General features: G+C 60.4%; 14 protein-coding genes. 8 read left to right on the forward strand and 6 right to left on the reverse strand.

Annotated elements, in window-relative coordinates:
• Positions 1-42: 42 nt before the first annotated feature.
• From ACFSUD_RS16880 to dnaQ, 4 genes are read left to right on the forward strand one after another with little or no spacing between them, the layout of a single operon-like run.
• A complete protein-coding gene (locus ACFSUD_RS16880) occupies positions 43-642 on the forward strand; it encodes a Maf family protein (protein WP_386375679.1) in 600 nt (199 codons plus the stop codon).
• Complete coding sequence (locus tag ACFSUD_RS16885; RefSeq protein ID WP_386375680.1) at positions 639-1,472, forward strand: shikimate dehydrogenase; 834 nt, start codon at positions 639-641, stop codon at positions 1,470-1,472. Before ACFSUD_RS16880 ends, ACFSUD_RS16885 begins: the two co-directional genes overlap by 4 nt.
• Entirely contained in the window at positions 1,472-2,062 is a 591-nt protein-coding gene (coaE, locus tag ACFSUD_RS16890) for a dephospho-CoA kinase (RefSeq protein WP_386375681.1), read from the forward strand. Before ACFSUD_RS16885 ends, coaE begins: the two co-directional genes overlap by 1 nt.
• Entirely contained in the window at positions 2,055-2,741 is a 687-nt protein-coding gene (gene dnaQ / locus ACFSUD_RS16895; RefSeq protein WP_386375682.1) for a DNA polymerase III subunit epsilon, read from the forward strand. The genes coaE and dnaQ overlap by 8 nt, the downstream gene beginning before the upstream one ends.
• Here the strand turns inward: dnaQ and secB are convergent.
• The gene (gene secB, locus ACFSUD_RS16900) at positions 2,738-3,220 is read right to left on the reverse strand and encodes a protein-export chaperone SecB (RefSeq protein ID WP_386375683.1); all 483 of its coding nucleotides are present in this window, start codon (positions 3,218-3,220) and stop codon (positions 2,738-2,740) included. The two genes, dnaQ and secB, sit on opposite strands and share 4 nt — an antisense overlap.
• 61 nt (positions 3,221-3,281) lie before the next feature.
• Complete coding sequence (locus tag ACFSUD_RS16905) at positions 3,282-3,767, reverse strand: FxsA family protein (protein ID WP_386375684.1); 486 nt, start codon at positions 3,765-3,767, stop codon at positions 3,282-3,284.
• A gap of 105 nt (positions 3,768-3,872) precedes the next feature.
• Here ACFSUD_RS16905 and ACFSUD_RS16910 point away from each other — a divergent pair, with 105 nt between their 5' ends.
• Genes ACFSUD_RS16910 through ACFSUD_RS16920 form a run of 3 tightly spaced genes read left to right on the forward strand, consistent with a single transcriptional unit; the run spans position 3,873 to position 6,147 of the window.
• Complete coding sequence (locus ACFSUD_RS16910) at positions 3,873-4,532, forward strand: Tim44/TimA family putative adaptor protein (protein ID WP_386375685.1); 660 nt, start codon at positions 3,873-3,875, stop codon at positions 4,530-4,532.
• A gap of 38 nt (positions 4,533-4,570) precedes the next feature.
• Positions 4,571-5,566: a murein transglycosylase A gene (mltA, locus tag ACFSUD_RS16915; RefSeq protein ID WP_386375713.1), complete on the forward strand. Its 996-nt coding sequence runs from the start codon at positions 4,571-4,573 to the stop codon at positions 5,564-5,566.
• Positions 5,563-6,147 carry a Smr/MutS family protein gene (locus ACFSUD_RS16920; RefSeq protein WP_386375686.1) on the forward strand — a complete coding sequence of 195 codons (585 nt, stop codon included), beginning with the start codon at positions 5,563-5,565 and terminating at the stop codon, positions 6,145-6,147. The genes mltA and ACFSUD_RS16920 overlap by 4 nt, the downstream gene beginning before the upstream one ends.
• Here ACFSUD_RS16920 and ACFSUD_RS16925 read toward each other — a convergent pair.
• The 3 genes from ACFSUD_RS16925 to hslV are packed head-to-tail and all read right to left on the reverse strand — an operon-like array spanning position 6,138 to position 9,260.
• Positions 6,138-7,361, reverse strand: coding sequence for an MFS transporter (locus ACFSUD_RS16925; protein ID WP_386375687.1), 1,224 nt, complete (start codon positions 7,359-7,361; stop codon positions 6,138-6,140). The two genes, ACFSUD_RS16920 and ACFSUD_RS16925, sit on opposite strands and share 10 nt — an antisense overlap.
• 37 nt (positions 7,362-7,398) lie before the next feature.
• Entirely contained in the window at positions 7,399-8,706 is a 1,308-nt protein-coding gene (hslU, locus tag ACFSUD_RS16930; RefSeq protein WP_386375688.1) for an ATP-dependent protease ATPase subunit HslU, read from the reverse strand.
• Positions 8,703-9,260: an ATP-dependent protease subunit HslV gene (gene hslV / locus ACFSUD_RS16935; RefSeq protein WP_386375689.1), complete on the reverse strand. Its 558-nt coding sequence runs from the start codon at positions 9,258-9,260 to the stop codon at positions 8,703-8,705. Before hslV ends, hslU begins: the two co-directional genes overlap by 4 nt.
• Before the next feature lie 143 nt (positions 9,261-9,403).
• Here hslV and ACFSUD_RS16940 point away from each other — a divergent pair, with 143 nt between their 5' ends.
• Positions 9,404-10,270: a capsular polysaccharide export protein, LipB/KpsS family gene (locus tag ACFSUD_RS16940; RefSeq protein ID WP_386375690.1), complete on the forward strand. Its 867-nt coding sequence runs from the start codon at positions 9,404-9,406 to the stop codon at positions 10,268-10,270.
• Positions 10,271-10,322: 52 nt separating this feature from the next.
• Here the strand turns inward: ACFSUD_RS16940 and trxA are convergent, their stop codons facing one another.
• Positions 10,323-10,643, reverse strand: coding sequence for a thioredoxin (gene trxA / locus ACFSUD_RS16945; protein ID WP_386375691.1), 321 nt, complete (start codon positions 10,641-10,643; stop codon positions 10,323-10,325).
• Between the last annotated feature and the right edge of the window lie 36 nt (positions 10,644-10,679).

Here is a 10,679-nt window from a genome sequence, read left to right on the forward strand (position 1 = left end):
CAATCCCGAAGAAACCTTGCTGTCGCACACAGGATTATCCACATGCCGCTTCCGATCATCCTCGCTTCTGGCTCAGAGGTCCGCGCTGGACTCCTCCGACAGGCCGACGTGCCTCACCAAATAGTGGTGCCTCGGATCGATGAAGAAACCGTAAAACAATCCCTTCTCGGCGAAGACGCAAAGCCTCGCGACATTGCCGATACGCTCGCCGAGCTGAAGGCGCGCAAGGTCAGCGAAAAGCATCCCGGTACACTGGTTTTGGGATGCGATCAGGTGCTCGATCATCGTGGCACCATGCTGAGCAAACCCGCCGGCCGGGAAGATGCTGTCGCTCAGTTAAAAACCCTGCGCGGTGATAAGCACTTCTTGCTTTCAGCTGCGGTGCTCTGCGAGGACGGCGAGCCGGTCTGGCGTCATGTTGGACAGGTGAGACTGCGGATGCGCGATGTATCGGATGAATATATTCAGGATTACGTTGATCGGAACTGGGACAGCATCCGTCATGCGGTTGGATGCTATAAACTGGAAGAGGAGGGCGTGCGGCTATTCACCAGCGTTGAGGGAGATTACTTCCACGTGCTGGGTCTGCCGCTTCTGGAATTGCTCAATCATTTGGCCCTCCGAGGGGAGATCGCGACATGAGTGCGGATAGGATCCCGCTGGCCGGGGTAATCGGCCATCCGATAGCCCATTCAAAATCGCCACAACTGCACCGACATTGGTTGCAGACCCACGGAATCGCCGGCCATTACATTCCCATGGACGTGGCCACGGAAGATTTGCGCGCGGTGCTTGCGACCCTGCCAAAGATGGGGTTCGTCGGGGTGAATATCACCATCCCGCACAAGGAAGCCGTGCTCGAAATGGCTGATCTTGTCACCGATCGTGCCACCCTGATCGGCGCGGCCAACACTTTGATTTTTCGTCCAGACGGAAAGATTCACGCCGATAATACAGATGGTTACGGGTTCATTGAGAATTTGCGCAACAATGCTCCGAACTGGCACCCGCCCGCCGGTCCGGCGGCGGTGCTCGGGGCCGGCGGCGCGGCGCGGGCGGTGATAGCCTCTTTGCTGGATGCCGGGGTGCCGGAAATCTACCTGTCCAACCGCACGAGGATCCGGGCCGAGCAATTGCGCAAGGACTTCGGCAGCCGGGTCTTCGTTTTCGACTGGGTCCAAGCGGGCAACATGCTGGATGACGCCAACCTCGTCGTTAATACGACCTCGCTCGGAATGAGCGGCAACAGCGAATTGCGCGTGCCGCTTGACGGGCTGACGCCGAACACCACGGTTACAGATCTGGTCTATGCACCGTTGCGCACCCGGCTGTTGCAGACCGCGGATCAGATCGGCTGTGTTACGGTAGACGGGCTTGGTATGCTGTTGCATCAGGCCGTTCCGGCTTTCGAGCGCTGGTTCGGTACCCGGCCAGAGGTGGATGACGCGACCCGCGCGGCGGCGCTGAGCTGATGTTCCTGCTCGGCCTGACCGGATCGATCGGCATGGGGAAATCCACCACCGGCGCGATGTTTGCCGAGGCCGGTTGTGCTCGTTGGGATGCCGACGCGGCGGTCCATCGTCTCTATGGCCGTGGCGGTGCGGCGGTCCCGGCCTTCGAGATGCATTTCCCTAAGTCTGTGCGGGATGGTGAGGTCTGCCGTACGGCGCTGAAGTCGATTATAGCGGAAGATCCGACGGCCCTGCCCCGTATCGAGGCATTGGTACACCCGCTCGTTGCGGAAGATCGCGCAGAATTCCTGCGGAACGCCAAAGCGGAGATTGCCGTGCTCGACATCCCGCTGCTCTTCGAGACCGGCGGCGAGCGCGAGATGGATGCCGTCGCCTGTGTCACCATCCCACCCGAGCTTCAGGCCGAGCGGGTGCTGGCGCGCGGTACCATGACAGAAGCTCAATTCGAGGCGATACGCGCCAAACAGATGCCGAATGAGCAGAAATGCGCCCGTTCGGATTATGTGATCAAGACCGATACGCTTGAGCATGCCCGCGCGCAGGTTCAGGATGTGATCCGCGATATCAGGAGAAGAATAGCCCATGCGTGAAATCGTGCTCGATACCGAAACTACCGGGTTTGATCCGGAATCCGGTGACCGCATTGTCGAGATCGGGGCTGTCGAGTTGATCGGTCATGTGGCGACGGGCAATACCTATCATCAATATATCAACCCCGAACGCTCGATGCCCGACGAGGCGTTTCAGGTACATGGGCTCGGCGATGATTTCCTGCGCGACAAGCCCAAATTTGCCGAGATCGGTCGCGATTTCCTGCGGTTTATCGGTTCTTCTAAGCTGATCATTCACAACGCCGCCTTCGACATCAAGTTTCTCAATGCCGAGCTAAAATGGATGGGACTGCCTCAGATCCCCTGGGAGCAGGCGCTTGATACGCTGGCGATCGCCCGGAAGCGCTTCCCCGGCTCGCCGGCCTCGCTCGACGCGCTGTGCCGTCGGTTTGGCATCGACAATACTTCGCGCACCCTGCATGGCGCGCTGCTCGACAGCGAAATTCTTGCGGAAGTCTATCTAGAGTTGATCGGCGGGCGGCAACCGGACTTTGCGCTTTCGACACGGCAGAGCCCGAAAGCGGGTGTGCAGGAGACCGAATGGGTCGCCCGACCACGTTCCGTGCCCCTGCCCCCGCGTCTCAGCGCCAAAGAGGCGGCAGCGCATGCCGAGTTCGTTGCCAAACTCGGCGATGACGCGCTGTGGATCAAGCTTTAGGCGTCGGCCTTGGGCGGGTTCTCAGCCTGTCGGCGCGCGACCTCGTTGCGGTAAAGTGACAGGAAGTCGATGTTTTCGAGGTTCAGCGGCGGGAAACCACCGTCTCGGGTGATGTCGCTGACCACGCGGCGCAGGAACGGGAAGATCATCCGAGGGCATTCGATCAGCAGGAAAGGGTGCAGCTGATCTTCGGGTACGTTCTCGACGTGAAAGATGCCGACATAATCTACTTCGAGCAGGAACAGCGTCGTATCGCCTTCCTTGGCCTTGGAAGTGATGTTCAGCTTGATCGCGCTTTCGTACTGGTTCTCGGCGCTCCGCTTCTTGGCATCGAGATTGACCTGTACCTGGACATCCGGCTGCACGTCGGCACTCGCGCCCTTCTGCGCCATGATGTTTTCGAAAGACATGTCGCGGATGAACTGTCCGAGCACACGCATCTGCGGCTGTGTCGGCTTGGCTTGGTCTGTTTCTGCCATGGTCGGCTCCCTGAACTTGACTAAAGAATTGGAACGGACTTAACAGCTTGCCCCAGACTGCTCAATCCTTTGTCCAACCTGACGGACCCTCGCGTTTTTTCGCCGGTTCGGAGATCTCGTGATATTCGCCATCGATCACATCACCGCCGCCGGGCCGATGCGGCTGCCGGGGCGTTTGTCCGGGGGTTCCGAAGCTCTGCACGTTTACCCGGGCGCGTATTGCCTTGTAGACAGATTGACGGATCTGCGGCACCAGCAGGGCAAAACCGACGGCATCGGTGAAAAACCCGGGTGTAAGCAACAAAGCTCCGGCGAAGAGGATCATCGCACCATGGACGAGCGGTTCCGTCGGGTCGCGCAGATCCGAGAAGGAGGATCTCAGCTTGCCCAGGGCGATGGCACCCTGCGAACGCACGAGCCAGGTGCCAAGCACCGCCGTGAACAGCACGATTGCGAGGGTCCAGCTTAATCCGATCGCGCCGCCGATCTGGATGAACAGAGTGATTTCGATCAGCGGAACGGCAATGAAAGCCAGCAGCAGCCACATGTGATAGGATCCTTTCACTTGAGGCAGAGTGGACTTGCCCCGGTCGAGCCCTTACATAAGTCGTCTAACGCCCCGTTTCCATGCATGGCCCTAAAAGAGGTACCTATGAATTCGCCCCTGATACAGCTTCTGGTGCTCGCCGGTATCGCCGTATTCCTGATTCTGCGCCTGAAAAACGTGTTGGGAACCCGCGAAGGATTCGAGAAACCGCCTGTCATTGACCAGTCCGCTTCCCGTCGCAGTGGCCCGGCGCTCGAAGTCATCGAAGGTGGTCCCGATCTGGACATCACCGATCACGTTGCCGAAGACAGCGATTCCGCCAAGGCACTGGCCGAAATGAAACGGATCGAGCCGTCCTTCGGCGTCGGCGATTTCCTGCAGGGCGCACGCGGAGCCTATGAAATGATCGTCATGGGCTATGAACGTGGCGATCTGAACGAAATTCAGCCGTTCCTGTCCGAAGACATCTATGACAGCTTCGTTGATGGCGTCGCGGCCCGCGAGGATCAGGGGTTGACCATCGAGGCGAATTTCATCGGTGTGCGCGAGTTGGAGCTGGTCAGTGCAACGCTCGATCCACAGACCAAGGAAGCGGAGATGACGATCCGTTTCGTCGCCGAGCTGACCTCTGCCGTGCGGGACCGGGATGGCCAGATTGTCGAAGGCAGCACTACCGAGATCAAGCGTCAGAAAGATACGTGGGTCTTTGCCCGCATCATGGGCTCGGATGACCCGAATTGGCTGCTGGTTTCTACAGACGGTTAACCCATGCCTGTGCGGCACTGGCGATCTGGGGCTCCGGCGTGACGGCCGGTCCCCCGGACGGTGATGTGCGCTATCGGGTTCTGGACTTCGATCAGCTGCAAGGTTGGCAGAACGATGATCACGGTGCCGCGCTGGAAGTGTTTCTCACTACCTGCCGCGACATGAAGGAGCCGGACTGGCAAGCACTCTGTCAGTTTGCCGGTCAACATCCGGAGCCCCGACAATTCTTCGAACTGTTCTTTCGCCCGGTATTGATGGAAGACGGGAAGACGCCCTTGTTCACCGGCTATTTCGAGCCTGAACTCGACGGCGATCTCTACCGGTCGGAGCGGTTCCGCTATCCGATCTATGCCATGCCCCCCGAAGCCGAGACAAGCGAACTCTGGTTGACCCGCCGGGAAATTCTCGATGGCGAGGTGCTCGACGGTCGGGGGTTGGAGATCGCCTGGGTCGATGACCCGGTCGAGCTTTTCTTCCTGCAGATACAGGGCTCCGGCAGGATTCGCCTGCCCGGCGGCCGTCGCATACGCGTCGGGTATCGCGGCGCCAATGGCCACCCCTATCGTTCGATCGGCGTCGAACTGGTGCGCCGGGGCATCTACGAGCCGCATCAGGTCAGCGCCGATGTCATCAAGTCATGGGTGCGCCGCAATCCCGACGAGGGACGGGAATTGCTTTATCACAACCCCTCCTATGTGTTCTTTCGGGAAGTCAGCAAGGTACCGGCAGAACTTGGACCGCTCGGCGCGATGAACCGGTCGATTACCACCTTGCGCAGCATCGCGGTGGACCCTGCCTATGTGCCACTGGGCGCACCGGTGTGGATCGAGAAAGAAGGCGAAAGGACAATGAACCGACTGATGGTGGCACAGGATACCGGCTCGGCCATCAAGGGCGCGCAGCGGGCCGATGTGTTCTTCGGCACCGGCGATAAGGCCGGCCGCGAGGCTGGAAAACTGCGCGACCCGGGCCGGATGGTGGTCCTGCTGCCGATCCAGCGTGCCTATGCGTTGCTGCCCGGAAGCACGTTATGAAGCGGCGACGCGGACTGACCGAAGATGATCTGGCGCTCTGGCGCCGGGTCACCGAACGCACTGAAAAGCTCGATCTCAAGGGGTTGTTGACCGCCGGGATCGACGCCCCGGCACCGCCACCACCCACGCTGCGCAAGGCCAAGTCACTGGTCATGGGCAAGCCGCAAGGGAAAGACCGGACGGCGTCTCACGATCTGGCACCCGCCCTGCCCGACCGGATCCGTGCCCAGCCGGTGCAGATGGACCAGAAAGCTTTCACCAGGCTCAAGCGGGGCAAACTGAAACCCGAGGCGCGGATCGACCTGCATGGCATGACGCTGGAACGCGCCCATCCGGCGCTTACCGGTTTTATCCTGTCCTCCCATAAGCGCGGCAAACGGTTGGTGCTGGTGATCACTGGCAAAGGCAAGCAGCGCGACGAAGGCGGACCGATCCCGGTGCGCCATGGCGTGCTCCGGCATCAGGTTCCGCAATGGTTGTCGATGGCCCCGCTTTCGACTCTCGTGCTGCAAGTCAGTCAGGCCCATTTCAGCCATGGCGGCAGCGGCGCCTATTACGTCTATCTGCGGCGTCAGCGCTGAAGGTGCAGTGCCGGACGATAGAGCGCTATGCCATAGGTCGAAAGACCGGCGGCGATCAGGTAATACAGTGCGATCGGCAGCATCTGTTCAGGAAAGCTCACGCCGAGATCGATCAACCATCCGGTTACTCCCGGCCCGATTGCCGAGCCGAAGACCATAAGCGCCGCTGCGACGGCCTTGATCGCACCGAGATGCCTCGTGCCGAAATACTCGCCCCAGAAAGCCGGCGGCGCGGTTGATTGCAAACCTTGTCCGATGCCGAAAATGACCAGCCCGAGCCCGGCCATTGCGAGGGTTTCGGCATAGGCGAGCACTATGAAGGCAAGGGCGAAGGGCAGCATTTGAAGCGGCACGATGCGACTGACACCGAAACGGTCGATCGCCCAACCCGAGGCGAAGGTGCTGGCAACAGCGGCCATCGTGTAGATCGGCATCAGCGCCACGAAAGCGACCAGCGACCAACCCTTGACCTCGGTGAGATGCACCTGCTGGAAGAACAGCGCCGTCCCCCAGGCGGCCGGCCCGATGATCGCCGGGATCATCAGATAGAATAGCGGTGCATGCAGCATCTGCCCACGGGTCCAGTGACGGCCGTCCATACCTGCGGATTGCGATTGTGATGCCATTGCCTGCGGCGTCCGCTCGCGGCGCAGGAGTAGCAGGATCACCGGGATAGTGCAGATGACCAATATCGCGGCCAATATCCAGAGTGCGCGCCAGTGAAAGGAGGCGAACAGGGCGACGAATACAATCGGCAGGATCGCCTGACCGGCCGCGAAGCCCATGGAGGACAGCGACAGCGCCTTGCCACGGGAGGCTTCGAACCAGCGCACCATCGCCACCGCGCCAAGCTGGGACATCATCCCCTGCCCGGTCAGTCTCAACGCGTAGATCACGAAGATCAGCACAACGCCGTTCGGCACCGTCGCCATCGCCAGACAAGCAAGGGCCAACGCCGCCATCACGCCGAGCGCCAGCGCTCTGACGCGAAACCTGTCGGTGAGCACGCCGGCCCAGACCATTGTCACCGCCGACATCGTCGTCCCGAGCGTATAGATCCCGCCCCATTGCCCATCGCTCAGCGCAAAGGCGCCTTTGATGTGACCGGCAAAGAGAGAAATAAAATAGGTCTGACCATAGGACGAGGTGAAGGTCAGCAGGAAACCTGCCAGCAGGAACAGCCAGTTGGCCCGGAGGAAGCGCAGATATGCCATGCCCCTTGGTCACAGGGGCATGGCGGAAAGGAAAGCCCTAAAGCACGTAGCGGCTCAGATCGGTGGAGCGCGTCAACGCGCCGAGGTTCTTCTCGACGAAATCATCATCGACAACGACCTCCTCGCCCGAGCGATCCGGCGCGGTGAAGGAAAGTTCCTCGAAGACCCGTTCCATCACTGTATAGAGCCGCCGCGCACCGATATTCTCGACAGATTGGTTCACGTCGGCCGCAATCTTGGCAAGCGCCTTGATGCCGTCTTCGGTGAAGCGCACCGTGACTTCTTCGGTTTCCATCAGCGCGGTATACTGAAGCGTCAGCGCATTGTCGGTCTCGGTGAGGATGCGCACGAAATCCTCCTCGCTCAACGCCCGCAGCTCGACCCGGATCGGCAGACGGCCCTGCAATTCGGGCAACAGGTCCGATGGCTTGGCGATATGGAAGGCGCCCGAGGCGATGAACAGGATGTGATCGGTCTTAACCGGACCGTATTTGGTGCTGACGATGGTGCCTTCGATCAGGGGCAGCAGATCGCGCTGCACACCCTCGCGGGAAACATCGCCGCCACGGGCGTCGGACCGCGCGCAGACCTTGTCGATCTCGTCGAGAAAGACGATGCCGTTCTGCTCAACCGCTTCTATCGCCGCGCGATTGACCGTCTCGTCATCGAGCAGCTTGTCGGCTTCCTCGCCAATCAGCACATCGTAGCTGTCGGCGACGGACAGGCGTTTCTTCGTAGTACGCCCCCCCATGGCCTTGCCGAAGATATCACCGAGATTCATCATTCCCATGCCGCCGCCGGGCTGACCGGGGATGTCCAGCATCGGGAAGGGGCTCGACGTATCGGCGACCTCGAGCTCGATCATGGTGTCGTCGAGCTCCCCGGATTTCAGCTTCTTGCGGAACATCTCGCGTGTGCCTTCGCGGGCGTCGCTGCCGGCGATGGCATCAATCACACGTTCCTCGGCGGCCTTCTGTGCATTGGCCTTCACGTCCTCGCGCATGAATTCGCGTGTCATGGCAATGGCACTGTCCAGCAGATCGCGGATGATCTGCTCCACATCGCGGCCGACATAGCCGACTTCGGTGAATTTCGTTGCCTCGACCTTGAGGAAGGGCGCGCGGGCCAGCTTCGCCAGGCGGCGGCTGATCTCGGTCTTACCGACGCCGGTTGGCCCAATCATCAGGATGTTCTTGGGATAGACTTCATCACGCAGATCATCGCTGAGTTGCTTGCGCCGCCAGCGGTTTCGCAGGGCGACGGCAACGGCGCGCTTGGCGTCCTTCTGGCCAATGATGAACCGGTCCAGCTCGGAGACGATCTCGCGGGGGGTCAGGTCGGTCATTTGCTGATTTTCTCCACGGTCAGGTTGCCATTGGTATAGACGCAGATGTCGCTGGCGATTTTCATCGCATCGCGCGCGACCGCCTCGGCGTCCCGGTCGCTGTCGATCATGCCGCGCGCGGCCGCGAGAGCGTAGTTACCGCCCGAGCCGATGGCCGCCACGTCATGCTCGGGTTCCAGCACGTCGCCGGCCCCGGTGATCACCAGCAGATCGTTCCCGTCGGTGACGATCAACATCGCCTCGAGTTTCTGCAGGTATTTGTCGGTGCGCCAGTCCTTGGCGAGCTCGACAGAGGCGCGGGCAAGCTGTCCGGGTGTCGATTCGAGTTTGGTTTCAAGCCGCTCCAGCAGGGTGAAGGCATCGGCCGTCGATCCGGCAAAGCCGGCTACGACCTCGAAACCGCCGGGGCTGAGCCTGCGTACCTTGCGCGCGGTGCCCTTGATCACTGTCTGTCCGAGGCTGACCTGTCCGTCCCCCGCGATGACGACCTCGCCACCTTTTTTCACGCCGATGATCGTCGTCCCGTGCCATCCCGGGAAGTCCTGCTCTGCCATCAAAGCCTCCTTTGTCTGGCGCTCTATATGGCCTTCTGAACCGTATCCTACAAGGGTGCCGCCGCTTGCGGGGGGAGAGCCATGTCGCTAGGTTGCAGCGGATGGAAACACCCGAAATTATTCGATTTTATCTGGAACCCGGCTTGCGCAGCAGCGCCGAGGCGGGGCAGCATAACTTCATCGGTAGGACTGCCACGGTCCTGGCGAATGCCGGTTTCACGATCACCTACCATGACATCGCCGAAGCGGATCGCCATCCCGAAGGCACCTATTCCCTGACCCACATGAAACCGCCAACGGATGCGCGGGGCCTGCTGTTTCGCCGGGTCTATCACTACCCGTTCTGGCAGATCGAAAGGCAGGCGGAGCGCTGGCTCTGGGATGTGGCGGCGCGGTCTTTCCGTCCCGAGGAGATCGACGCACGTGAAGCGCATCAGTTCTATGACTACTGGCGCAAAAGGCTCTTTGGCGGCACCGCACGGTCCGCGCGACGGGAAGGATGTGTGTATGTCCCGTTGCAGGGGCGTCTATTGACGCGGCGATCGTTCCAATCCTGTTCGCCGCTCGAGATGCTCGAACATTGCCTCCGGCATGAGAAAACCCGCAAGATCATCGCAACGCTCCATCCGAAGGAACACTACAGCCACGCCGAACTGGCCGCCCTGACCGAGCTTGAGCACCGCTTTCCGAGGCTCAGTATCCGGACAGGCGAAATGGAGGCTTTGCTTCAAGATTGCGATTACGTGGTGACGCAGAATTCGGCGGCGGGTTTTGCAGGATATCTTTTCGGCAAGCCCCTGCTGCTGTTCGGAGAGATCGACTTTCATCATATCGCCATCAAGGCCGATCACGGGAACCTGCAAGACAGCTTCGTATGCGTGATCGGTCACCGACCTGATTATGCGCGCTACCTCTGGTGGTTCTGGCAGGACCAATCGATCAACGCTGGCCGACCCGAGGCCGAGACGAAGATCGTGGCGCGGCTCAGGCGTTACGGTTGGCCGGTATGAAAAAGGCGCCCCACCGGGACGCCTTTTGATGTTCTATCGAAAACTTTGCATCTCAGATAGATTCTTCGATCCAGCTTTGCAGTGCCGCCTTAGGCCGCGCGCCGGCCATGTTGGAAACCACCTGACCGTCCTTGAAGATGAACAATGCCGGGATGCCGCGCACACCCATCTGGGCCGGCGAGTTCGGGTTCTCGTCGACATTGACCTTGACGATCTTCACCTTGCCGTCGAGCTCATTGGACAATTCTTCGAGCGACGGGCCGATCTGCTTGCAGGGGCCGCACCATTCTGCCCAGAAATCCACTACGACGGGGATATCGGATTTTTTCACTTCGGCGTCGAACGTATCGTCCGTGACTGCGACGGTGGCCATGATGCTCTCCTGACAGGAATTGATTAGACTGAGAAC

This window comes from Sulfitobacter aestuarii (assembly GCF_042685005.1).
Classification (GTDB): domain Bacteria; phylum Pseudomonadota; class Alphaproteobacteria; order Rhodobacterales; family Rhodobacteraceae; genus Sulfitobacter; species Sulfitobacter aestuarii.